The organism is Mycobacterium sp. DBP42, assembly GCF_005924235.1.
GTDB classification, from domain to species: Bacteria; Actinomycetota; Actinomycetes; order Mycobacteriales; family Mycobacteriaceae; genus Mycobacterium; species Mycobacterium syngnathidarum.
Window position 1 is genome coordinate 13,973 of record NZ_VCMY01000031.1, and the last position, 22,690, is coordinate 36,662.

Genomic DNA, 22,690 nt, shown 5'->3' on the forward strand with positions numbered 1-22,690 from the left:
CTTGCGGGGCGATACGGTCTGCGGGGGCCGGGAAGCCGACCACAAACGGTGAGCCTCCGGGAACGCCGGCGATATAGCTAGGGAGAACATGAAGGCATTCAGTCGAGTGCTGGTCGCGTTGGTGACCGCAATGGCCGGGATCTTCGCGGGCTTGTTTATAGGCGCGGGCACTTCCCATGCCGGGCTGGACAATGAGCTGAGCCTGGTTGATGGTCAGGACCGGACGCTGACCGTTCAGCAGTGGGACACCTTCCTCAATGGTGTGTTCCCGTTGGACCGCAACCGGTTGACCCGTGAGTGGTTCCATTCGGGTCGGGCCAAGTACATCGTGGCCGGCCCGGGCGCCGAGGACTTCGAGGGCACCTTGGAGTTGGGCTATCAGATCGGCTTCCCCTGGTCACTCGGTGTGGGGATCAACTTCTCCTACACCACCCCGAACATCCTGATCGACGATGGTGACATCACCGGTCCGCCCTTTGGTCTGGAGTCGGTGATCACCCCGAACCTGTTCCCGGGTGTGTCGATCAGCGCGGATCTGGGCAACGGCCCGGGTATCCAGGAAGTGGCCACCTTCTCGGTGGACGTGGCCGGTCCGGCCGGCGGTGTGGCGGTGTCCAACGCGCACGGCACGGTGACCGGTGCGGCCGGTGGTGTGCTGCTGCGGCCGTTCGCCCGCCTGATCGCCTCCACCGGTGACAGTGTCACCACCTACGGCGAGCCCTGGAACATGAACTGAGCTAGGTCTTCACCAAAAGCAGCCCCTGGAATCTCCAGGGGCTGCTTTTGCTTGCGGCTGTGTGCCATCAGCGGTCGGCACTGGTGTGCTTGGCGGTGTCGGGGCTGGGGCCGGTGCCCGGACCGGTCACGTGCTTGCCGGTGTTGCCGTTCTCGGCCAGTAGATCGCGGATCTCGGTCAGGAGGCTCAGCTCGGTGTCCTGGGCCTGTTCCACCTCGCCGCGCTCGCGCAGCTTCTTGTACGGCACGATGATGACGAAGTAGATCACGGCCGCAACGATCAGGAAGTTGATGAACGCCGACAGCACGGCGTTGAAGTCGACGAACTGCTCGGGATCGCCGCCCAGCGAGATCTTGAGGATGCCGTATTCACGGTCGCCGCCGGCGCCGACGCGGTCGACCAGTGGCTGGATCACCTTCTCGGTGAATGAGGTGACCAAGCCGGTGAAGGCGGCGCCGATGACCACAGCAACCGCGAGATCGATGACATTGCCGCGCGACAGAAACTCTTTGAAGCCCTTCAACATGCTGCGGACCCTTCCTGCAGTTGGTGTGTTGGGTGGGACAAGCAAACAGTAGCCGAGTGGACCGAGCGGCTGGGGGTTGTTGGTCAACATCTTGGCTGAACGTCAATAGTGTTGTTGGACAGTGCAATTCCAGATCAATGAATCGTAAGAGTGACGGCCTGAACCAGGCTGACCGCCGCTACCTCATTGGCTGCACGCGCAGGCAGGGCCACCAGAGCCACGCGCTCGGTGCCCACTCCGGCCCCGCGGGCCTTCTCCGAGACCAGCACCACCACGGCCCCGGAAGCCACCACGACCGGTCGGGCCGGCTTGTCATCCTGCTCGGCCGTGACCGTCAGCACGTCGACCACGTCACCGGGACGAATCAGATCGAGCAGTGCGGTGTCGCTGAGTTTGACCGGCACCAACCGCGCATCCGGGCCCGCTGCCGATTCGGCCATCCGTGAACCGAGCAGCCGCACATCGGTGAGGACCTCGCCGCGCCGCACCGGCGCGGTCAGCGTCGCACCGATCACCGGCGCCACGTCACGCTGGGCACCCTCGGGCAGGGTGGCCGTGCTACGGCGGTCCAGGTGCACGTCCGCGGCGGCCAACGCGACGCCGGGGGACAGGTCGTGGGTTGCGACCGCGACCTCGGTGTAGTCGCCATGCGGATCGGAGCGCAGAGCGGTGACGGCGGCCAGCACGACCAGGCCGGCTGCGGCTGCACGCCGGGCCGCGACCGTGCGGGTCCAATCGGGACGGGCAGCAGTCAGCCGACGCCAGGATGGCGCGTTGAGTGATTCGGCCATGGCGCAACGGTAAGTGCGCGAGGGCCGGGTGAGAACGACGTCTTCGCCGCCCTGTGGATAACTTCTTTAGCTGGACGACGCCGCCGCGGCGGGCGCAGCGCTGCTGCTCGACGACGCCGACGACGACGCGCTCGAGGAGGACGACGAGTCCGAGGAGGTGCTCGAGGAGGAGCCCTCCGCGCTCTTGGCGGACGAGCCGTTCGACGAGCTCTTGCCCGACTCGCGGTTGTCGGTGCGGTAGAAGCCGCTGCCCTTGAACACCACTCCGACCGACCCGAAGAGCTTCCGCAGCTTGCCGGAGCACTTGGGGCAGGTGGTCAGCGCATCGTCGCTGAAGGCCTGCACCGCATCGAACCGATTGCCGCACTCAGTGCATGCGTAGGAATAGGTAGGCACGAAAACCCTCCGAGTTGGTCAAACTTGTTAGCACTCTACCGGCTCAAGTGCTAGAACCGCTACGTGGGCCATGTCATTCCCGCGGGCCGCCGGCGCCGGCGCACCGGAAGGTTAGCGGTACTGGTCGTGGTTGCGATAGTCCTGGCGGTGGCGGCCGTGCTCGTGGTGGCTCGCACTCGGGACGACGGGTCGGCGTCCCAGCCGTCAGCCCAGCCCTCCGGGCCGGCCCCGGCGCCGTCGGAGCCGACCCCTGGCTACGACCACGCCCGCCTGCTCTTGGCGGGGCTGCCGGTCAAAGGCTGGGACCGCCACACCGACTACGCCCGGTACCGTTTCGGCGAGGCCTGGAGCGATGACGTGAACGTCGAGTTCGGCCACAACGGCTGCAACACCCGCGACGACGTCCTGCGCCGCGACTTGGCCCAACTGACCGTCCGCCCCGGCACCTGCTACGCCGCCACCGGGGTGTTGCACGATCCGTACACCGGCGTCGAGATCGCATTCACCCGCGGGCCTGATACCTCGAGCGCCGTGCAGATCGACCACGTGGTGTCATTGTCAGACGCCTGGTACAAGGGTGCGCGGGTGTGGGACTCGCAGCGGCGCAAGGACTTCGCGAACGATCCGCGCAACCTGATCGCCGTTGCCGCCGAACCCAACTTCGACAAGGCCTTTCGTGACGCGGCCGGCTGGCTGCCGCCCAATGCGGCATTCCGTTGTGGATTCGTGGCCCGGCAGGTCGAGGTGAAAACTGCCTACGGGCTGTGGGTCTCGGCGAAAGAGAAGCGTGCCATGGCCTCCGTGCTGGAAAACTGCTAGGCCGGCCCGGGACGAGGGCACTCAAAACCCCAGGACCTAGCCGCGGCGATAGCTCGGCGCGATCATCGCCGGCACTGGTGACCGGCGCAGGATCTTGCCTGCGGCCGAGCCGAGAAAGACTTGTGCGCTCGGGGCGGCAGCGCCCGAGCCGAGCACCAGCATGTCTCCGGCTTCCCATCCGATGCTCTGCACCGCAGCGTTCCAGTCATGGCCTGCGCCGACCACCACATCGATATCCGGAACATCCATCTGGTCGCGAATGGCGTTGAGCTGCTTGGTGATCTCGGCGATGGTTCGGCGTGACCATTGCTGGATCACCAACTCCTCGGCCGAGGATTCGATGGTGCCGGCGAAGGCCGCGGTGTTGCGGACGGTGAATGAGACGATGCGCAGTTCGGCTTTCCATGCCCCGGCGAGTTCCGCGGTGGCCGGGATGAGTCCGTTGACGTCGGCTTCCCCGCCGTAGGCGGCGGTGAGCCGGCGGATCGAGCCATCGGTTTGGGCGTACCCACGTGGGGCGAAGACCACCGGAACCCGGGCCGTGTGCACCAGGCGCTCGGTGACGCTGCCCAGGGCGACCCGGCCGATCATCCCCGATGACGACGAGCCGACCGACACCGCGCTTACTCGGTGGGCGTCCGCGAGCTCGATCAAACCGGTTGGGATCGAGGTGGATTCGTGAACCACTGAGGTCACGTCGAGGTCGATGGGCAGCACCGCGACTGCGCGCTGCAACGCCTGTGTGGCCTGCGCACGGACGTAAGCGAGGTACTCGCCCTCCACCGGGTCGTCGCGCGGCGGCCATGACCGTTCCACCACCGCCGCCGCGATCACCGGCTCGCCGGTGGTCCGGGCGAGCTGGATGGCCAGATTCAGCGGTGCGCTGCTGTGCCGGCTGGCGCTGAACGCGGCCAGGATGGTCACGACGCGTGCTCCTGGGTGCGTACTCGCGACACCACATGCGTCACCGGGATCTGATAGTCAGCGCGGGCCCGGTCGACGACATCGAAACGGTGCCATACCGATTCCTCCGGCGGCAGGGTCGAAATCACGATCTGATCGGGCCGGAAGGTCTCGACGGCATGGGCCAGGGCACGTAGCGGTCGGTAGTCACCCAGCTCGCCGTCGGCCTGTAACTGCTCGGAGCGCAGCGTGTTCAGCGTCTGGTCGAGGCGGTGCTGCGCCGCGCGGGCGGTGGCCTCCGAGATGTCGAGCGGGCCGTGGGTTTCGGCGACCCCGGTTTCGACCGGGCTCGCGGGCACCACCACGTAGTAGCTCGTGTCCTTGTCGGTCCCGATCCGGCGCAACTCGTCGAGCAGTTCGGTGGACTGCACGGTCTGATTCGCCAGCACCAGGACGCGGTGCGGGTGCGCCGTCGGCGCCACGCCGGCCACCTCGGGACGGCGGCCGACGAACCACCTGTTGGCCAGGAAGAGCGCGATGACGACCGCCCATGAAGCCAGGCTCAGGAGCAGCTGCGAACGCACGGCTTCCTGCAGGAACATCTGTACCAGGATCGCCACAATGCCGACTGCGGTGACGATCGACAAGAACGGGAACAGCCACATCTTCACCTTGAGCTGGGAGTCGGGCGTCCGGTAGCGCAGCACGATCTGGGAGATGCAGATCAGCAGGTAGACGAAGAGGATGACCGCGCCGCTGGAGTTCAGGAGGAAGGCGAAGATAGTGTCCGGCGAGAATGCGGCGGCGATGACACCCAGGAAGCCGATGACCGACGACGCAAGAATCGCGGCGGCCGGTACCCCGCGCCGGGTCACCGACACCAGTTGCGCTGGTGCCTCGCGGCGGGCGGCCAGCACGAACAGCATGCGCGACGCGGTGTACATGCCCGAGTTCAGGCAGCTCAACACCGCCGTCAGCACCACAGCGTTCATGATGTGGTCGGCGTAGGGGACACCCATCTCGGTGAACGCGGAGACGAACGGCGATGCGGCCACCTGCTCGCTGTTCCACGGCAGGATCGTCACCAGCAGGAATGCCGAGCCGACGAAGAACACCGCGATGCGCATGATCACCGAGTTCGCCGCCTTGCCCACCGCGCGTTCCGGGTCGTTGGACTCGGCCGCGGCGATGGTGGCGATCTCGGCGCCGACCATCGAGAAAATCACCGTCACGACGCCGACCGTGACGGCCATGACGCCCAGCGGGAAGAACCCGCCGTGTGCGGTCAGGTTGGAGAAGTCCATGGCCTTGTTCGGCCACAGGCCCAAAACGAACAGTGCGCCCAAGCCGAGGAACGCCAGGATCGCGGCCACCTTGATCCCGGCGAACCAGAACTCGAACTCTCCGAACGACGACACCGAGAACAGGTTGGTGGCCGTCATTGCGATCAACAGGAGCAGCGCCGTCAACCAGAGGGGGACATCGAGCCAGTATTGGATGATCTTGGCCCCGGCGATAGCCTCGAAGCCCACCACGATCACCCAGAAGTACCAGTACAACCAGCCGACCGAGAAACCCGCCCAGTTGCCCAGCGATTTGCGGGCGTAGTCCGCGAACGATCCGGTCGACGGGTTGGCCACCGCCATCTCGGCGAGCATCCGGATGACCATGATGACCAGGACGCCGGCCAACCCGTAGGTGATGAACGTACCGGGGCCGGTATCGCCGATCACCACGCCGGAACCGACGAACAGGCCGGCGCCGATCACGCCCCCGATGGCGATCATCGTCAACTGACGTTGACTGAGCGCCTTCTTCAATGCGGGTACTTCACCCATGTGCGTAACCCATGTGCGTATCGACTCCTCCGTGCTGTGTGACCCAGCTCACAAGCGGCCAGAAGAGAACGCTATGCCTGGGGCACGGTCGACGGAGCAGAAATCGGGCCGAAACTGTCGGAAAGTCAGCCGGCTCGTTCAGACAGATGTCGAACCGGGGCGATACCGCCCGGCCAGCCGCGCCAGCCGCAGGCCAAGCATCAGGTCGAAACGGGTTTCGCCGTCGCCGAAATCGCCGCCGATGGCCTCGGTGAGTTTCTCCAGCCGGTAGTACAGCGTCGATCGGTGCAGGAACATGTCCTCGGCGGTCCGCCGCACGTCACCTCCGTTGGCCAGGTAGGTCTCCAGGGTGAGGAGGAGGTCGTCGCGGCCCTGCTCGATCAGGCCGACGACGCCCGGGTGGACCAGCTCACCGAGCCGGTCCGGGCCATAGTGCTGGCCGAGCACCGCCAAGGTGCGCCATGAGCCCAGGGTGGACCAGTCGGTCACCTGCCCGCTGCCCGCGCCGACGCCGGCCAGAGTCAGTGCCAGGCGCGCCTGTCGAAACCCAAGGGCGGCTTGGGTTATCGGCAGGGGAGCGCCGGAGGCCCCGATCGCCGGGTGGGTTCCATAGCTGGCCCGCACCGCCTCGGCCACGGTTTCGGCGGTGCTCGCAGACTCGGCCTCGGAAGGTGACACCGCCAGGATCGTGGTCGGAGATCCGCCCAAGGTGTACCAGCGGCGGCTCCGGTCGGTGGCCGTCAACCGTAGGCGCAGCGCCAGGTTCCGATCGCCCGCGCCGCCGGTGTCGGGCTCGAAGCGGAACATCTGGACGGCGTCGTCCGGCTCGGCCATGTCCCTGGTGTGCAGTTCGGCGACCACCTCGCGAGCCTGATGCGGCTCTTCGGCGGCGACGAGCCGCATCAGGAGCCGCTGCTGCGCGGACTCTTCGGCGCGTAGCGCGGCGTTGCGGCGGTCGAGGATGTCCAACAGCTCGGCGCCGGCGTGCTCGGCCAGCTGCCGGCCACGCCCGGACAGTGTGCCCTCGGGGACGATGATCCACAGGTAGCCGAACCGCTCGCAGGACGATCGCACCGGCACACAGAACCGCGGCATCAGGTTGTGCTGGGGAAACGCCGGGATCCACAGCGCCGAGTCCGCCGAGCCGATGCCGAAGTCGAACAGCGCCGCCTTGACCTCCGCGCGGGTCTCGCGTTGCAGCACGCTGTGGACGCGCACATCGTCGAGCTCGCCGAGCTGACGGCTGTGCGTGATAGGGGTCAGGTCCTCGTCATCCAGCAGCACGGCCCGATCCAGGGCGTGGGCCAGGTCGTCGACGATCAGCTGCATGCGGGCGCTGAAGTCAGGAGTTACCGGATCGGGCACTTGACGATTCTGGACCAGCTCAGCGCTGCAACGTCACGATTCCGCCCGACGGTGTCAGCGCATGCGTCATCCGCACGTCGTGGGGATCGGCCGGCAGGTCGTCGACCAATTCGTCATCACGCACCACCGCGACCAGGCGCGTGTGCGGGGCGGCGTAGATCAGGCTGCGGTCGTAGAACCCGGCGCCGCGGCCGAGCCGGTTGCCCTTGCGGTCGACGGCCAGCGCGGGCACGAGCACCAGCTCGGCATCCGCGATGTGTCCGGGCGGCAACCACGGTGCCGGCGGTTCACGCAGACCGAACTCGCCCGCCACCAGCGTGCCCGCCTCGTACGGTCCCCACTGCATCGGCGTCGGGCGGCCGTCGCCGTCATTGCGGGCGACCGGAAGCAGCACGCGCACACCGAGTTCCGCCAGGGTGTCCAACAGCATTCGCGAGCCGGGTTCGGAGCCAACCGGGACATAGGCGCACACCGTTTGCCCGCTGCACACCAACGAGGGCAGCCAATGGCAGAGCGCCTGCGCCTCACTGTCGCGAAGGTCGTCAGGTACGGCCCGTCTGGCACGAATGACGTCGGCTCTCAACTCAGTCTTTGTCGGCGGGGTCACAACCTCCACCATTTCAGAACGGACGTTAGGGTGTGAACGATGAGCACGTCTCAAAAGGCGCCTGAGGTGCCGATTCCCTACACGGCCGTGGTGCCGGCGGCCGGTTTGGGTACGCGATTCCTGCCGGCGACCAAGACGGTCCCCAAGGAATTGCTGCCGGTCGTGGACACGCCGGGCATCGAGTTGGTCGCGGCTGAGGCCGCCGAGGCAGGCGCCCAGCGACTGATCATCATCACCTCAGAAGGCAAAGACGGCGTCGTCGCGCACTTCGTCGAGGATCTGGTGCTCGAGGGCACGCTGGAGGCTCGGGGCAAACAGACGATGCTGGAGAAGGTCCGCCGCGCGCCCGCACTGATCAAGGTCGAGTCTGTGGTGCAGGCCGAGCCGCTGGGCCTGGGGCATGCCGTCGGATGTGTCGAGGCTGCGCTGGCCCCCGACGAAGACGCGATCGCGGTGCTGCTGCCTGATGATCTGGTGTTGCCCACCGGCGTGCTGGAGACCATGTCGAAGGTGCGTGCCAAACGCGGCGGCACTGTGCTGTGCGCCATCGAGGTGCCCGCGGACGAGATCAGTGCTTACGGCGTCTTCGACGTCGAGACCGTGCCTGACGCGGTCAACCCGAACGTGCTGCGGGTCAAGGGCATGGTGGAGAAACCCAAGTCCGACGATGCGCCGTCTCCGTACGCCGCCGCCGGCCGCTACCTGCTCGACCGGGCCATCTTCGATGCGCTGCGCCGGGTTTCGCGTGGAGTGGGCGGGGAGATCCAACTGACCGACGCCATCGCTTTGCTGATCGAAGAGGGCCATCCGGTGCATGTCGTCGTGCACCGCGGAGCCCGACACGACCTGGGAAATCCCGGCGGCTACCTGAAGGCTGCGGTTGACTTTGCGTTGGAACGTGAAGACTACGGCCCCGATTTGCGGCGGTGGTTGGTCGAACGATTGGGTCTGACCGGACAGGAGGGCTAGCCACAAGCTGGCCCGGTAAGCCACATGTCGGCCCGTAGATAGGAAGGCGTGTTGTGCGTTCGGTGGAGGAACAGCAGGCTCGGGTGGCGGCTGCCGCGGTAGCCCCCCGACCGGTGCGCGTGGCCATCGCCGAGTCACAAGGTCTGATGTGTGCCGAGGAGGTCGTGACCGAACGGCCCATGCCGGGATTCGATCAGGCCGCGATCGACGGTTACGCGGTGCGCAGTGTCGACGTGTTGTCCGTGGGTGACGGCGCCGGTGAGATCAGCCTGCCGGTGATGGGCTCGATCGAGGCGGGTGCCCGCACGCCGAGCCGGTTGCAGCCGCGGCAGGCCGCGCGTGTGCAGACCGGTGCACCGATGCCCACGCTGGCTGACGCCGTGCTGCCGTTGCGATGGACCGACGGAGGTGAGAGCCGGGTTCGGATCCTGCGCAGTGTGCGCTCAGGTGCCTATGTACGGCGCACGGGCGACGATGTGCAGCCCGGTGACGTCGCGGTGCGGGCCGGCACAATCATCGGCCCCGCGCAGGTGGGCTTGCTTGCCGCCGTTGGCCGTGACCGCGTGCTGGTGCACCCGCGGCCGAGGTTGTCGGTGATGTGCGTGGGCGGTGAGCTCGTCGACGTGTCGCGGAGCCCGGGAACCGGGCAGGTGTACGACGTGAACTCCTATGCGCTGGCGGCGGCAGGCCGCGACGCGGGCGCCGAGGTCAACCGCGTCGGGATCATCAGCACCGACCCCCGGGAACTGCGGGAAACCGTTGAGGGTCAAGTCAATCGCAATGAGATCGTGGTCATTGCCGGCGCGGTGGGCGGAGCTGCCGCCGAATCGGTGCGCACCGTGCTCTCCGAGCTCGGTGAGATGGAGGTGGCCCGCATCGCGATGCACCCTGGTTCGGTGCAGGGCTTCGGCCAGCTCGGCCGCGATCGGGTTCCGGTCTTCCTGCTGCCGGCCAATCCGGTGAGTGCGCTGGTGGTGTTCGAGGTGATGGTGCGTCCGCTGATCCGGCTCTCGCTGGGCAAGCGCCAGCCGATGCGCCGGATGGTTCAGGCCCGCACGCTGGCGCCGATCAGCTCGGTCGCCGGCCGCACGGGCTACCTGCGCGGACAGTTGATGCGCGATCAGGACACCGGCGAATACCTGGTGCAGGCGTTGGGCGGGGCGCCGGGCGCGTCGACTCACCTGCTGGCCACTCTTGCCGAGGCGAACTGTCTCGTGGTGATTCCGAGCGAAGTCGACGAGGTTCGCACCGGCGAAACCGTGGATGTGGCATTCCTGGCCCAGCGCGGCTGATAAGACTTCAGTCGATGAATGACGGTCTGACGAATCGATCACGCGGATGAGCCTGTTTCGCTCCAGCGCTTTTCACCCGGGTTGGCCCGGCCCGGTCGGGCCGTTGCGGGTACCGGCCGGGGTGGTGCGGTTGCGTCCGGTGCGGCTGCGCGATGCCGCGGTGTGGAGCCGCACACGACTGGCCGACCAGGCTCACCTGGAGCCGTGGGAGCCGGTGAGCGGCGTGGATTGGCATGTCCGCCATGCTGTTTCGTCGTGGCCGGCGATCTGCTCGGGGCTGCGCAGCGAGGCGCGCCGCGGTCGGATGCTGCCCTATGTGATCGAACTCGACGGGCAGTTCGCCGGCCAGCTGACGATCGGCAACGTCACGCACGGCGCGCTGCGCTCGGCCTGGATCGGCTACTGGGTGGCCAGCGGCAAGACCGGCGGCGGGGTGGCGACCGGGGCGCTGGCCCTGGGGCTCGACCACTGTTTCAACGGGGTGCAGCTGCATCGGGTGGAAGCCACGGTGCGTCCGGAGAACGCGGCGAGCCGGGCCGTGTTGGCGCGGGTGGGATTCCGCGAGGAGGGGCTGTTGCGTCGTTACCTCGAGGTGGACGGGGCCTGGCGAGACCATCTACTGGTGGCGGTCACGTTGGAAGAGCTCAGTCATTCGGCGGCCCAAGCGCTGGTGTCGGCCGGCCGGGCCAGTTGGTGCTGATTCGGCTGACTGTGTGTGCGGCGCGCCGTGCCGCGACCGCGCTCGCGGCTGCGATTTCGCCGGATCCGCAGCCCTGGAAGCAATCTCAGCGAAATACCCCTCTTCGGCTGTTACCAATGTGACTTATGTGACTGTTGGTGCTTGTATCGATCGAATTACAGGTGTGTAATTGTGTCGGCGCGCCACCCACGGATGCGCTGGTCACAGACCTAGCCTGAAGGGGAAAGGAGCAGGCGTCATGCCAAGCATCCCCCAGTCACTGCTGTGGATTTCCCTCGTCGTTCTCTGGCTCTTCGTTTTGGTTCCGATGTTGATCAGCAAGCGCGACTCGGTCCGTCGTACCAGTGACGTCGCCCTGGCGACTCGAGTGCTCAACAGTGGCCGCAACGCGCAACGCTTACGACGCGGCCCTGCCGCGGGGCACCACAGCGATCCGCACTGGCAGCCCAGCGCCGACCACCTCGACGAGGATCTCGATGAGGACCTCCAGGACGACGAGGCGCCTGCCGAAGTGCGCGTGCAGCGCACCGTCGTGGTGGCCGCGGCCAGCGTCGAGACCCCCGAACCCGACTACCTCGACGTCGACATCGTCGACGAGGATTCCGGCGCACTGCCCGTCGGCGCCATGGCGGAGGCGGCCGAACCTGAGGAAGTCAGCGAGCCCGAACTCGAATTGGAGTTCGAGACCGAAGCTGAGGCCGAGGCCGAAGCGGAGCCTGAGCCTGCACCCGAGCCGGTCGAGGTGGAGCAGCCCCTCGCCGACGTCGACGCTGCCGAAGCGGAGGCCCAAACCGAGCGCATCTCACTGCATCTCGACGAGGCCGAGGATGATGCCGCGGACTCCGCGGATGTCGCGGCAAACGATGCCGAAGAGATCGCCGACGAGTACGAATACATCGATGACTCGTCGGGCCTGGAGCCCGAGGCCGAAGACGAGCCGGTTGAGGAAGAACGGGCCGAGGCGCCCGTCGCGTCGTTGAGCGCGACCCGGCAGCGTCGGTTCGAATCCAAGAAGGCCGCGGAGATCAGTGCCCGCAAGTTCCGGTTCCGCAAGCGCGTGCTCGCGGTGCTGGCCGTCACGCTGCTGTTCTCGGCGGGTGCGGCCTTCCTGGTCACGCCGTCGGCCTGGTGGGTGTGTGGCGGTGCCGCCACGGTCACCGTGCTGTACCTGGCCTACCTGCGCCGCCAGACGCGTATCGAGGAGCAGTTGCGGCGTCGTCGTGCGCAGCGGATGGCCCGGTCCCGGCTGGGCGTGGAGAACACCGACGACCACAAGCTCGACGTCGTGCCGGCCCGGTTGCGCAGGCCTGGGGCGGTGGTGCTCGACATCGACGACGAGGATCCCATCTTCGAGCACCTGGCGTACTCGTCATACGCATCGGCGTCGCGCGAATACGACCTGCCGCGTGCTTCGGGCCAGTAGAGCGGCCGGTTTCCGGTTCCGGGCCGGCGGCTGGTAGCCTTTCGTTCCGGTATCAGGGGCTATAGCGCAGTTGGTAGCGCGTCTCGTTCGCATCGAGAAGGTCAGGGGTTCGATTCCCCTTAGCTCCACTCTCAAAAGGCAGATCAGGCAACTGATCTGCCTTTTTGCTATCCGGCCTCCAGGCCTGGTTCCGACTGGTCGCTTTCGCTGGGTACGCATCAATGCCACGAGCGCAGGGTTAGACATAGATGCTTTATCTGTATGACCTAGGCGAGACGACTCGTGCATTCAACTGGACTTCATCGCTCGTACCTTGACGATGGAGCCGCAATGGTCATACGCTTCGAGAAAATATGTCGTGTAGACCGCCGGTCGGCCGAGGATGAGGACGGGTAACGATGAACCTGAACAGTGCCGCCCCCAACGTCTTCGAAGCCGGGCTCCCCACGTTCACGTACAGCCTGACTGCCACGCCGCACGACATCCTCGACGATGTCCGACGGGCGCAAGCGCAGGCACCTATCGCCATCGGGCCCCTCGGCCCCGAAATCCTGTCCTACGAGCTGGCTCGCGACATCCTGCGCGACAACCGATTCCGCCTGCCGCCCGGCATCACCCTGGCGGCGCAGGGCATCACATCGGGCCCGCTGTTCGACAAGATGATGAGCAGTCTGCTGGGCCTGAACGGTGCACCCCATGTTCGGTTGCGCAAGCTGGTCTCCAAGGCGTTCACTCCCCGCGCGACGTCACGTCTCCAGGACACCATCCACGAGGTGGTCAACGACCTGATCGACCAGGTGATCGACGCGGGACGGTGCGACGTCGTGACCGACATCGCCCGCCCCTATCCCACCCCGATCATGTGCGCGCTGCTCGGCGCACCTCGTGAGGATTGGCAGTTGTTCGCGGATTGGACCGAGGAGGTCTTCAAAGCCCTCAACTTTCAGCCCGATGTCAACTTCGACGAGTCCGCGATCATGCGCGCCTGGGGTGAACTCGACGCCTACGTCGACGGCATGGTCGCCGCCCGCCGCGACAACCTGACCGACGACCTGCTGTCGGAGCTCATCCGCGCTGAAAGCGATGGTGACCGGCTGAATCTCGACGAACTCCGCATGCTGGTGGCCGGCTTCTTGATGGCGGGAACGGATACCACGCGAAACCAGCTGGCGGCATCGGTTCAGGTGCTCTGCGAGCATCCGGATCAATGGGCAAAGCTGCGTGACCATCCTGAGCTTGCGATGCAGGCGGTCGAGGAGAGCATGCGTCACTCACCCGCGGCCTGCATCGTGCCGCGAGCTGCCGTCGAGGATGTCGAGTTCGGTGGCCATCTGTTCCCGGCCGGAACCTTCGTGCTCGCGAACACCTTTGCGGCCAATCGAGATCCAGCCATCTATGCCGATGCTGACCGCTTCGACATTGCGCGCACGGACGCTCCCGCAATTCTGACGTTCGGCGGTGGCGCGCATTACTGCCTGGGGGCCAACCTTGCACGCCGGGAACTGGCGGAGGCACTCACGGTCCTCACGCGCCGCCTCCCCGCCCCGCTTCGCGCCGGTCCGGCGCCGTGGAAATCCCTGCTGGGAATGACCGGTCCGACAACGCTTCCCATTGAGTTCAGCAGCGAAAGGCTGGTGACGGCGGATGCGTAGTCGTGGCTGGGCGGGTTCGACGCCCGCGTCGGACGAAGAAGCCATATCGCGCATCCTGACTGCGGTGGACGAGGAGATCGCCGAACACGGACCGGCGATACGGCTTGCCGAGGTCGCCCGCAGGCTTGGGGTCACCCGTCAGACCGTCTACCGATATTTTCCCAACGCCGACGCGCTGCTCATCGCCAGCGCGATGCGTGCCGTCAACGGATTCATCGACCAGGTTGCCGACCATGTCAGCGGCGTCAACGATCCGATCGTCGCAGTGGTTGAAAGCGTTTCATTCGGCGTCGAGAACCTCGCCGGTGATCCGCAACTGGAAAACTTGCTGACCCGGCAAGACAACGGCGAGGCCCTTACCTCGCTGACCTCGGACACTGCAATCGCTTTCTGCTTGTCCGTTTTTCATCGTCTCGCTGTCGATTGGAAGCTTCACGGCTTCGACGACACCGCACTGCGCGAACTCGCCGAGATGACGTTGCGCACGGTGCAGTCCATGCTGACCGATCCTGGACCGGCACCGCGCACCGGGCTCGCGCTGCGCAGTTTCATCAGTCGTTGGTTGGGCCCGGCAATCCTCTATCCGAGGCTGACGTCACTGTCGATCCACGGACTGGCGTCAGACGATGTTGATCGAGTCAAGCAGGGTGGTCAGCAGTTCTCGGTCTCCTGAAAGGGCGATGTCGGCTGTACGCCAGCCGGCGGCGCCGTGGCGGCAGACTCGGCTTTGGATCCCCAGCCCGTCGGTGAGGCGATGCCGCAGATTTGAGGGGCAGGCCTCGTCATCGATGTTGCGTCAACCCACGCGACCGCAGCGTGATCGGCAGGTCGTCGGCCGGCATCGGCCCGGTGCCCCATGTCAGCTGCGGCTGGTAGTCCTCGGGCACGCTCCATTCGAACCGCCGAAGCATCTGGTGCATGGTGGTCTTGACCGTCATGTCCGCGAACTGCTGTCCGATGCATTTGTGTGCACCGCCGCCGAACGGCGCGAACACGTAGCGGCTCACCGCGGCCCGGGAGGCTCCGTTGTTGACGAAGCGTTCCGGGTTGAATGTGTCGGGGTCGGGCCACCAGTCCGAAAGTCGCATGGAGGCATAGACATTGATGGCCACCTGGGTCTTGCGTGGGACGAAGTGCCCGAGGATCTCGGTATCGCGGACGGTCTGGCGGAAGAGCGCACCCGCGGGCGCATACATGCGCAGGATCTCTTTGAACGCGGCGTCGAGCAGCGGGTAGGCGTCCAGGTCCAGAACCGTGGGTGTGTCGTTGGGCAGGTTGACCGCTTCGTCGCGAAGGGCTTGCTGCCACTGCCGGTTTCGGCCCAACTCGTAGGTGAGCATGGACAGGGCGATCGCGGTGGTGTCGTGGGCGGCCATCAGCAGGAAGATCATGTGGTTGACGATGTCGGCCGGGGTGAATCGAGCACCGCCTTCGTCCTCACTGCGGCACAACATCGAGAACAGATCGGTGCCGTCGCCGCGTTGCCGGTCGGGCACCTGCTCGGCGAAATACCGTTCGAGCCGCTCGCGCGCCCGCAGGCCCCTGGCCCACACCCCGCCCGGTATATCTGCCCGCACCAGGGCCTGCCCGCCGCGCACCGTGGCGTGGAAATCTGCCGACAGCTGATCGGATTCGGGACCGAGATGGGTGCCGACGAACACCTCTGCGGCCTGTTCGAGCAGCAGGTGCTTGATCGACGGGTAGAACGGAAACCCCTGTGTCGAGGGCCAATTGCCCAGCGTGCGATCGATACTGGGTCGCATGAGGTCCAGGTAACCGTCCAACGCGCTACGGGTGAAGGCCTGCTGCATGATGCGCCGGTGGTCGCGGTGTTCGTCGAAATCCAGCAACATCATTCCGCGGTGGAAGAACGGTCCGATGACCGGTGCCCAGCCGCGAGTGCTGGAGAAGACCTTGTCGCGGTTGACCCACGCGGCTTCCAGGGCATCGGGGCCCATCAGGCCTACGACGCGGAAGCCGACGCCGCCGGCCCACGACACCGGCCCAAAGCGCTCGTAGCGCTCTCGGGCGAAGGTGAGGGGATCGGCCAGCGAGCTCAACACATGGCCGAGGAACGGGAAGCCGTAGTTGCCCATCACCGGCTTGAGGTTCGATCCCGCCGGCGGCGGGGCGAGCGGGTGCTCACCGCTGGGAAACCGTGAGGTGACGGCGGCTCCCAAGGATTGGAGTCGGTGTTTGTTCACCGGTGAGGCGAGACAGGTGGACGAGGTCGTCATCGGTTGATCCGATTCAGGTAGTCGCGGCGACGGTCTACGTCGAAATGGCCGGGTGGTTCGTTCCGGGTGGCGAGTCGCTTGAACAGCTGCATCATCGGTTCGGGCGTGGCCTCCTCCAGTAACCCGAACGGCGACAGCCATTTCGGGACGGTGACTTCGCGTCCGGGGCTCCGTGCGCTGTCGGCGATGACGTTTCCGATCTGCTCGGGCTGGCGGGTCGGGAGAAGGTCGAGCGTGACTCCTGCCGTCAGGTCGGTGTGGACTGCCGTGGGCATGACGGTAGTGACGGTGACATCGGTGTGGGCGATTTCGGCACGGACAGCCCGCGACAATGCCGCCACCGCGTACTTCGTCGCGCAGTACACCGACATTCCGGGAGTGGTCACCTTGGCGGCCATGGAGGCGACGTTCACGATGTGGCCGTGATTGCGCTCGAGCATGTCAGGAAGGAATTCGTGCATGCCGTTGACGACACCGGTCAGGTTGACCGCGATCTCACGGTGGTATGCGAGGAGCTTCTGTTCCACGAACGGGCCCATGTGTTGGATGCCGGCGTTGTTCACCAGCATCGCGACCGGACCATCCGCGCAGGCCGCCCGGTGAAACGCTGACACACTCTCTGCGTCGGTGACGTCGAGATAGGTCGCGTTGGCTCCGATCTCGTCCGCAGTGCGGGTGGCCTCGTCGGCGTCGAGGTCGCCTATCCACACCGTTGCGCCCCGCTCGATCAATGCCACCGCAGTAGCGCGGCCGATTCCGCGGGCGCCTCCGGTGACACATGCGACCGCTCCGGCGAGGTCGATCATCGGCCGGCGCTCTCGTCGGTGAACGTGCGCAGCGCGAAGTAGGCGATGAGGCGAACCTCCCCGCTGTGCATTTTTAGCAGGGCGCGCCCGAGATAGAGGCCGGGCAGCAACTCCACGACTTCGTCGCGGGTCCGCTTGATCGGGAACGTGCGAACGCTCGGGTTTCGAAACTCAGCCGGGCTGTAGTCCAGCGCACGCACTTTGATGTACGGCGGAATGGCCGCCGTGTCGATGCGGTGAGTGAATTCGAATCCCACCATCTCGGATCCGGCCCGGCGGAGTCCGCGATACAGGGGTGCGATGACCCGCATCGCGTATTTGGACAACGGGGCAAGACGGTTGAAACCCGTGTCTGTGTCGAATGTCTTTCCGCGCCAGGTCGGGTCGATCTTCAGCAGCGGATTGGCCAGGTACGCCTCGGGGATGCCGAACAGGTTGCCGACGATCAGCCCTTCCAGGGCGCCGTGTGGCCCTTCGGGTGCCTGCCCGCGTTCGAAGAGTGCGGCGAGTTGGTCGCGGCGCCCGGCCTTGCCGAGGTCCTGTAGGTAGTCCCAGCCCTGGTGGCGCGCCAGCACCGGTGAGGTCAGTGACAACTCGAGTAGGTCGTCCAACACCGACACCTTGGCCGGGTCCGATGTGTCGGTGGCGCCTTGCGCCTGAGTTTCTGCGGTGGCCATGGGCGCCTCTCTCGAATATCTGGTACGGAATCGTGCCTAATATCTGGTACAGAACCGTGCCAGAATGTCCGGGTGGTGTCAACGACCAATCGCGCGTACGGCGGTCAATCGGCGGACGACCGCCGGCGGCAGCGGCGCGAACGGCTGCTCGATGCGGCGCTTGAGGTGATGGCGCGCAACGAGTGGCGCGGTGCGACGGTCGATAAGCTTTGCACCGCCGCCAATCTCAACAAGCGCTACTTCTACGAGAGCTTCACCGATCTCGATGCACTGGCAGCTGCCGTCGTCGACGATCTCGCCGAAGGCTTGCGGAGCGTGACGGTAGCCGCTGCGGACGCCGCCGTGGACCAGCCGTTGGAGGCCCAGGCGTTGGCGAGTGTGGCGGCCGCAGTCCGGTCATTGGTTGACGACCCCCGACGCGCACGTGTCCTGCTGGGCGGCGTCGGGGCGTCGCCAGAGCTCGATACTCATCGCACCACCGTCATGCACCGGCTCACCGACGTGCTCATCGATCACGGCCGCACTGTGCACGGCGTCGAGTTGGAGACCGATCCGCTGGCGAAGGTGGCGCCCGCGTTCATCGTCGGCGGGACAGCCGACGCCATCTTGGAATACGTGAACGGCGGCGTCGACCTGTCCCTCGACGATTTCATCGCGCAACTTGCCACCCTTTGGGTGATCACCGGCAGCGGGGCGGCGCAGGTGGCTCGCGCCCGGATGTCGCAGACCTAGCCGGATGGTCATCTCTGGGCACTGTGACGAACGTGCAGCCTGTCGTGATGTGGCGGGCACATCATCACAGAAGCCGACACGCTCGTCACAGTGCGCTGGAAAAGAACCCGCAGTGGTTCCGGCGCCGCCGGAAAATCACTTCACGTATTTGTCGAACCACTCGATCGGAATCTCGGGGTGGACGCCGAAGTAGTTGTAACCGTCGAATCGCCGGTCGGTTCCGGTGATCCGGTGCAGGTCCTTCTCGCCGACGCGTTGAGCATCATGGCCAGCTGGACTGCGCCTACTACTCCGACGCGAAAGTAGCGCCGGTGAGCTTCTCCGAAACCGTCCACAGACGCGCGGCGCCCTCGTTGTCGCGCAGCGGTTTCCAGAGTTTCTGTTCACCGGGTGGGCCGCCGACGTGCCCTGGCCATTGGGGCCCGTAGAACGCGCCGTCGCTGACCTGGGTAGCGGCCGCCGCCATCAGTGCGGGCTGTTTCGCGCTGTCCACGGTGCCCACGAGGAGGCCGCGCGCGGAGAACCAGCGGATCAGACGTACACCGACGGTGTCCTTGGCCCGGCCCACTTCCGGACGCGCCGCCAGCAGGTTGGTCGGGGCGACGCCAGGATGGGAGATATTGCTGGTGATTCCCCAACCCGCCGCGGCGCTGCGACGGCTGAGCTCAAGTCCGAACAACCCGACCGCGATCTTGGACTGCCGGTAAGCCGCCATGCCGTCGTAGGAGTGCTCCCAGTTCAGGTCATCCCAGTTGATGGTGCCGCTGCGCGCGGCCACGCTGGTCTGCGACGTCACCCGTGCCCGGCCGGCCCGCAGCAGGGGCAGCAGATGGGCCGTGAGCGCGAAGTGGCCCAGGTGATTCGTGCCGAACTGCAATTCGAATCCGTCGGCTGTGGTCTGCCGGTCGGGTGGGGTCATCACGCCGGCGTTGTTGACGAGTACGTGGATCGCAGCGCCCTCGGCGCACAGCTTCTGGCCGAGCGCTGCCACCGACGCCAGGGAGGACAGGTCGAGCTGCTCCAGTGTCAGCTTCGCGTCCGGATGCTGTTCGCGGATCTTGGCGGCGGCCACCTCGCCCTTGCGGGCATTGCGGACCGGCATGACCACGTCGGCGCCCGCTCCGGCCAGCCTCGTCGCGATACCGAGGCCGATACCGTCGCTTGCGCCGGTCACCACCGCACGTTTTCCAGACAGGTCGTCGATTATGAGGTTGTCATCGTGTGGCATGTGCTCGAGATTGCCCACCCGACTCTGCCGTATCCACGGCCTGTCGATCCCTGGCTGAGCGATCCGGCCCGGGAGAAAATGGCGGGCATGATCGATCGAGCCGGGCTGGCGGAATTCCTCGTCCGCCGTCGCGGGGCCTTACAGCCCGAGGACGTCGGGCTCCCGCGCGGACAACGCCGGCGAACGAGAGGGCTGCGGCGCGAGGAAGTCGCCGGGCTGTGCCACATGTCGACGGACTACTACTCGCGTCTGGAGCGGGAACGCGGCCCGCAGCCTTCGGAGCAGATGATCGCCTCGATCGCGCAAGGACTGCATTTGTCACTTGACGAGCGCGACCACCTCTTCCGCCTTGCCGGGCATCAACCGCCCGTGCGCGGGTCGAGCAGTGGCCACATCAGCCCCGGCATGCTGCGAATCTTCGACCGGCTCACCGACACCCCGGCCGAGATCGTCAGCGAGTTGGGGGAGACCCTGCGCCAGACTCCGCTCGGCGTGGCCCTCGTGGGCGATCTGCGCCGGTACACCGGCCCGGCACGCAGCATCGGGTACCGCTGGTTCACCGATCCGTCGGTGCGCGACCTCTATCCGCGCGAGGACCACGAGTTCTACTCGCGCATGTACGTTTCCGGGCTTCGTGGAGTGCTCGCTCTACGTGGGCCGGGGTCCAAGGCCGCTCGATTCGCCGAACTGCTCACCGCCCAAAGCGAAGAGTTCAGGCTTCTGTGGGACCGGCACGAGGTCGGCATCAGACCGCGGGACACGAAGCGTTATCAGCACCCTGAGGTCGGGAGCCTGGAGCTCAACTGCCAGGTCCTGCTGGACCCCGATCAATCTCACTCGCTGCTGGTCTACACCGCGGTACCGGGCAGCGAGAGCTACGAGAAGCTGCAGCTGCTCTCGGTGATCGGTGCGCGATCGTTCTGAATCGTCCATGCGGTCGAATAGTCGACCGCACCTCGTTAGGATGGGTGCGTGGTCGATCAGCCCGCGGGCGCCAGTCGCGTGGCGCGCCGTCGTGACCGGCGTAAGGCCGAGATCGTCCAGACGGCCACCCGCATCCTGACCGAGTCCGGCTATCAGGGGATGAGCCTCGAAGAGGTCGCCGAGCAGACCGACATCGCCAAGGCCACGCTCTACCACTACTTTTCGTCGAAGGACGTGCTGGTGGCCGCAGCGTTGGAGACTCTCACCCGGCAAGTCCTACAGCGGCTGACCGCGCGCGAGGAGGCCCTGGGAGACGTCGGCCCGCGTGAGCACCTCGCGACCCTGATCGACGAACAGATCCGCATCCTCACCGAAACCGCGCCTGAAGTGGCCACGTTGTTCTCCTGGCCCCGCGGCTGGCCCGAGGCCTTCGACGAGCCGATCAAGGACATGCGGCGCCGCCACGACGCGGTGTTCCGCAGTGTGGTGAAACGCGGCGTCGCCGCAGGCGAATTCACCTGTGCTGACATCAATGTCGCGTTGCAGTGCCTGCACGGCATCCTCAACCAGTCCTCGGTATGGATCGGGCCGGGTATGCACGGCCGCGCCGAGTTGCGTGGTGCGATTGTCGACCGTGCGTTGTGCCTGTTCTACTGATCTTTCTCCGGCTGCGCGGACGGGAAGTGTGGCGTGCGCTTTTCGCGCAGCGCGGTGTAGCCCTCCACCACGTCGGGTCCCAGGAAGGTCAACATCTCGTAGGCCGCGGACTGGTCGAAGATCGGCCCCGCATTGCGCAGCCAGTTGTTGAGCGCACGCTTGGTCAGTCGGACCGCCTGTTGGGCGCCGGTGGCCAGATTGTCGGCGATTCGCAATGCCTCATCCAGAACCTCCTCGCGCGGAAGGGCTTTGGCGACCATCCCGATCCGCTCGGCTTCGACACCGTCGATCATCTCGCCGGTCATCAAGTAATACTTGGCCTTGGCCGTTCCGGCCAGCAGCGGCCAGATGATGGCGGCATGGTCGCCGGCGGCCACACCGAGCTTGACGTGTCCGTCGCCGATCCGGGCGTCCTCGGCAATGATCGCGATGTCGGCCAGCAGGGCGGCAACCGCCCCTGCCCCGACCGCGACGCCGTTGATCGCGGACACGATTGGCTTGTCGCAGTTGATCATGTTGTAGACCAAGTCGCTCATCTCGGCGAGCATGTGTGAGACCCGGTCGTAGTCGCCCGCCATGCGTTCCACCATGGCCAGGTCACCGCCCGCGCTGAAAGCCTTGCCGGCACCGGTGATCACCGCGACCCGGGTCTGCGGGTCGGCTGCGACGTCCTTCCAGATGTTGGCGAGCTCGGTGTGCATGCCCTCGTCGGCGGCGTTGTACTTCTCCGGCCGGTTCAGCGTGATCAGGAGGACGCCGTTGTCCCGCCGGGTCAGCGTCAGCTGTTGGTAGTCAGCGAAATCCATGGGGGAGTGTCCCTCCTGTCGGGCACATAACTGTTCAACCGAACCTATGAGTGTTCGACCATTGAGTCAATTATCGACCGAGTGGTTGAAATTAGATCTGTCCGTGTGTGGTAACACGCCGAGACATTCACCCACGCTCTACTTGAAACGATCCCCACCGATGGCGATATGGCAAAGATCGCCGGCATTGCCAGCGATGCGGTGCGAGTGCGCAGTCCGGGAGAGGCGGTCTACGTCGGCACCAACGGTGGCTTGATCGCCTTGATCAGGTCGCTCCCGCGTGAGGTGGCCGGCCATCCGATCAACGTCAACCGGGTTTGCCCTGGACCGGCCGACACCTCGCTGTCCGATTCGCTTCCGGCCAAGGTGCGCGACGGGCCGATCTGGGCCATCCCGGCCCGTCGGGTCGCGGATCCTGCCGAGGTCGCCAGAGCGGTGCTGTTCTCGGCCTCTGACGGTGCCAGCTTCGTTACTGGCCAAGTCCTCAGTCTCAGTGAGGGCTTGAGGACGGACGGTTGATGGCCGCCAGATGGCCGGACGGCGACAAACCCGCTCTTGGTCGGCGCCAGTTCGCAATGGCATACTTGCTCAGCCCCTGGGCTCAAC

At 66.1% G+C, this 22,690-nt stretch carries 23 protein-coding genes, 1 tRNA gene and 1 pseudogene; 13 read left to right on the forward strand and 12 right to left on the reverse strand.

What is annotated here, in order from left to right; translation table 11 throughout:
* Positions 1-88 precede the first annotated feature (88 nt).
* On the forward strand, positions 89-736 hold the full coding sequence (locus E0T84_RS22885; RefSeq protein WP_070187087.1) for an MspA family porin: 648 nt from the start codon (positions 89-91) through the stop codon (positions 734-736).
* 67 nt (positions 737-803) lie between these two features.
* Here E0T84_RS22885 and mscL read toward each other — a convergent pair whose 3' ends face one another.
* The 3 genes from mscL to E0T84_RS22900 form a co-directional block, all read right to left on the reverse strand.
* A complete protein-coding gene (gene mscL, locus E0T84_RS22890) occupies positions 804-1,262 on the reverse strand; it encodes a large-conductance mechanosensitive channel protein MscL (protein WP_070187467.1) in 459 nt (152 codons plus the stop codon).
* Positions 1,263-1,396: 134 nt separating this feature from the next.
* Positions 1,397-2,053, reverse strand: coding sequence for an SAF domain-containing protein (locus E0T84_RS22895; RefSeq protein WP_070187468.1), 657 nt, complete (start codon positions 2,051-2,053; stop codon positions 1,397-1,399).
* Positions 2,054-2,119: 66 nt separating this feature from the next.
* Positions 2,120-2,449 (reverse strand): FmdB family zinc ribbon protein, encoded by a 330-nt coding sequence (locus E0T84_RS22900; protein WP_070187469.1) that lies wholly within the window; start codon positions 2,447-2,449, stop codon positions 2,120-2,122.
* A 126-nt stretch (positions 2,450-2,575) separates the two neighbouring features.
* Here E0T84_RS22900 and E0T84_RS22905 point away from each other — a divergent pair, with 126 nt between their 5' ends.
* The gene (locus tag E0T84_RS22905) at positions 2,576-3,268 is read left to right on the forward strand and encodes an HNH endonuclease family protein (protein ID WP_070187470.1); all 693 of its coding nucleotides are present in this window, start codon (positions 2,576-2,578) and stop codon (positions 3,266-3,268) included.
* 36 nt (positions 3,269-3,304) lie between these two features.
* On the opposite strand, the gene E0T84_RS22910 is transcribed toward E0T84_RS22905, so the two are convergent.
* The 4 genes from E0T84_RS22910 to E0T84_RS22925 all read right to left on the reverse strand — a co-directional run bounded on the left by E0T84_RS22910 (position 3,305) and on the right by E0T84_RS22925 (position 7,993).
* The gene (locus E0T84_RS22910) at positions 3,305-4,192 is read right to left on the reverse strand and encodes a universal stress protein (RefSeq protein ID WP_138745644.1); all 888 of its coding nucleotides are present in this window, start codon (positions 4,190-4,192) and stop codon (positions 3,305-3,307) included.
* The gene (locus E0T84_RS22915; RefSeq protein ID WP_138745645.1) at positions 4,189-6,009 is read right to left on the reverse strand and encodes an amino acid permease; all 1,821 of its coding nucleotides are present in this window, start codon (positions 6,007-6,009) and stop codon (positions 4,189-4,191) included. The genes E0T84_RS22910 and E0T84_RS22915 overlap by 4 nt, the downstream gene beginning before the upstream one ends.
* 138 nt (positions 6,010-6,147) lie before the next feature.
* Positions 6,148-7,374 carry a CdaR family transcriptional regulator gene (locus E0T84_RS22920; protein WP_138745646.1) on the reverse strand — a complete coding sequence of 409 codons (1,227 nt, stop codon included), beginning with the start codon at positions 7,372-7,374 and terminating at the stop codon, positions 6,148-6,150.
* A 19-nt stretch (positions 7,375-7,393) separates the two neighbouring features.
* On the reverse strand, positions 7,394-7,993 hold the full coding sequence (locus E0T84_RS22925; protein ID WP_110765073.1) for a 5-formyltetrahydrofolate cyclo-ligase: 600 nt from the start codon (positions 7,991-7,993) through the stop codon (positions 7,394-7,396).
* 27 nt (positions 7,994-8,020) lie between these two features.
* On the opposite strand from E0T84_RS22925, the gene E0T84_RS22930 reads away from it, so the two are divergent.
* The 7 genes from E0T84_RS22930 (at position 8,021) to E0T84_RS22960 (ending at position 14,690) form a co-directional block, all read left to right on the forward strand.
* Positions 8,021-8,950 carry a UTP--glucose-1-phosphate uridylyltransferase gene (locus E0T84_RS22930; RefSeq protein WP_070187474.1) on the forward strand — a complete coding sequence of 310 codons (930 nt, stop codon included), beginning with the start codon at positions 8,021-8,023 and terminating at the stop codon, positions 8,948-8,950.
* Positions 8,951-9,003: 53 nt separating this feature from the next.
* Positions 9,004-10,242 carry a gephyrin-like molybdotransferase Glp gene (gene glp, locus E0T84_RS22935; protein ID WP_070187475.1) on the forward strand — a complete coding sequence of 413 codons (1,239 nt, stop codon included), beginning with the start codon at positions 9,004-9,006 and terminating at the stop codon, positions 10,240-10,242.
* 46 nt (positions 10,243-10,288) lie between these two features.
* Entirely contained in the window at positions 10,289-10,942 is a 654-nt protein-coding gene (locus tag E0T84_RS22940) for a GNAT family N-acetyltransferase (protein WP_138745647.1), read from the forward strand.
* A 238-nt stretch (positions 10,943-11,180) separates the two neighbouring features.
* Positions 11,181-12,365: a gephyrin-like molybdotransferase receptor GlpR gene (gene glpR / locus E0T84_RS22945; RefSeq protein WP_138745648.1), complete on the forward strand. Its 1,185-nt coding sequence runs from the start codon at positions 11,181-11,183 to the stop codon at positions 12,363-12,365.
* Between the two features lie 55 nt (positions 12,366-12,420).
* Positions 12,421-12,493, forward strand: a tRNA-Ala gene (locus tag E0T84_RS22950).
* A gap of 270 nt (positions 12,494-12,763) precedes the next feature.
* Positions 12,764-14,017: a cytochrome P450 gene (locus E0T84_RS22955; RefSeq protein WP_138745649.1), complete on the forward strand. Its 1,254-nt coding sequence runs from the start codon at positions 12,764-12,766 to the stop codon at positions 14,015-14,017.
* Positions 14,010-14,690 carry a TetR/AcrR family transcriptional regulator gene (locus tag E0T84_RS22960; RefSeq protein WP_138745650.1) on the forward strand — a complete coding sequence of 227 codons (681 nt, stop codon included), beginning with the start codon at positions 14,010-14,012 and terminating at the stop codon, positions 14,688-14,690. The genes E0T84_RS22955 and E0T84_RS22960 overlap by 8 nt, the downstream gene beginning before the upstream one ends.
* A 109-nt stretch (positions 14,691-14,799) precedes the next feature.
* On the opposite strand, the gene E0T84_RS22965 is transcribed toward E0T84_RS22960, so the two are convergent.
* From E0T84_RS22965 to E0T84_RS22975, 3 genes are read right to left on the reverse strand one after another with little or no spacing between them, the layout of a single operon-like run.
* Positions 14,800-16,254, reverse strand: a complete 1,455-nt coding sequence (locus E0T84_RS22965; protein ID WP_138745651.1) for a cytochrome P450 — start codon at positions 16,252-16,254, stop codon at positions 14,800-14,802.
* Positions 16,251-17,060 (reverse strand): SDR family NAD(P)-dependent oxidoreductase, encoded by an 810-nt coding sequence (locus E0T84_RS22970; protein WP_070184856.1) that lies wholly within the window; start codon positions 17,058-17,060, stop codon positions 16,251-16,253. The genes E0T84_RS22965 and E0T84_RS22970 overlap by 4 nt, the downstream gene beginning before the upstream one ends.
* Entirely contained in the window at positions 17,057-17,737 is a 681-nt protein-coding gene (locus E0T84_RS22975; protein ID WP_138745652.1) for a hypothetical protein, read from the reverse strand. Before E0T84_RS22975 ends, E0T84_RS22970 begins: the two co-directional genes overlap by 4 nt.
* Before the next feature lie 72 nt (positions 17,738-17,809).
* Here E0T84_RS22975 and E0T84_RS22980 point away from each other — a divergent pair, with 72 nt between their 5' ends.
* The gene (locus E0T84_RS22980) at positions 17,810-18,469 is read left to right on the forward strand and encodes a TetR/AcrR family transcriptional regulator (protein ID WP_083283884.1); all 660 of its coding nucleotides are present in this window, start codon (positions 17,810-17,812) and stop codon (positions 18,467-18,469) included.
* 286 nt (positions 18,470-18,755) lie between these two features.
* On the opposite strand, the gene E0T84_RS22990 is transcribed toward E0T84_RS22980, so the two are convergent.
* Complete coding sequence (locus E0T84_RS22990) at positions 18,756-19,697, reverse strand: SDR family oxidoreductase (protein ID WP_138745653.1); 942 nt, start codon at positions 19,695-19,697, stop codon at positions 18,756-18,758.
* Positions 19,698-19,784: 87 nt separating this feature from the next.
* Between E0T84_RS22990 and E0T84_RS22995 the strand changes: the two genes are divergently transcribed.
* Positions 19,785-20,621: a helix-turn-helix transcriptional regulator gene (locus E0T84_RS22995; protein WP_138745676.1), complete on the forward strand. Its 837-nt coding sequence runs from the start codon at positions 19,785-19,787 to the stop codon at positions 20,619-20,621.
* A gap of 48 nt (positions 20,622-20,669) precedes the next feature.
* Positions 20,670-21,278: a TetR/AcrR family transcriptional regulator gene (locus tag E0T84_RS23000; protein ID WP_138745654.1), complete on the forward strand. Its 609-nt coding sequence runs from the start codon at positions 20,670-20,672 to the stop codon at positions 21,276-21,278.
* Here the strand turns inward: E0T84_RS23000 and E0T84_RS23005 are convergent.
* Positions 21,272-22,084, reverse strand: coding sequence for an enoyl-CoA hydratase/isomerase family protein (locus tag E0T84_RS23005; RefSeq protein WP_138745655.1), 813 nt, complete (start codon positions 22,082-22,084; stop codon positions 21,272-21,274). The two genes, E0T84_RS23000 and E0T84_RS23005, sit on opposite strands and share 7 nt — an antisense overlap.
* 141 nt (positions 22,085-22,225) lie before the next feature.
* On the opposite strand from E0T84_RS23005, the pseudogene E0T84_RS23010 reads away from it, so the two are divergent.
* A pseudogene (locus E0T84_RS23010) lies at positions 22,226-22,603 on the forward strand (SDR family oxidoreductase); the annotation flags it as partial.
* Between the last annotated feature and the right edge of the window lie 87 nt (positions 22,604-22,690).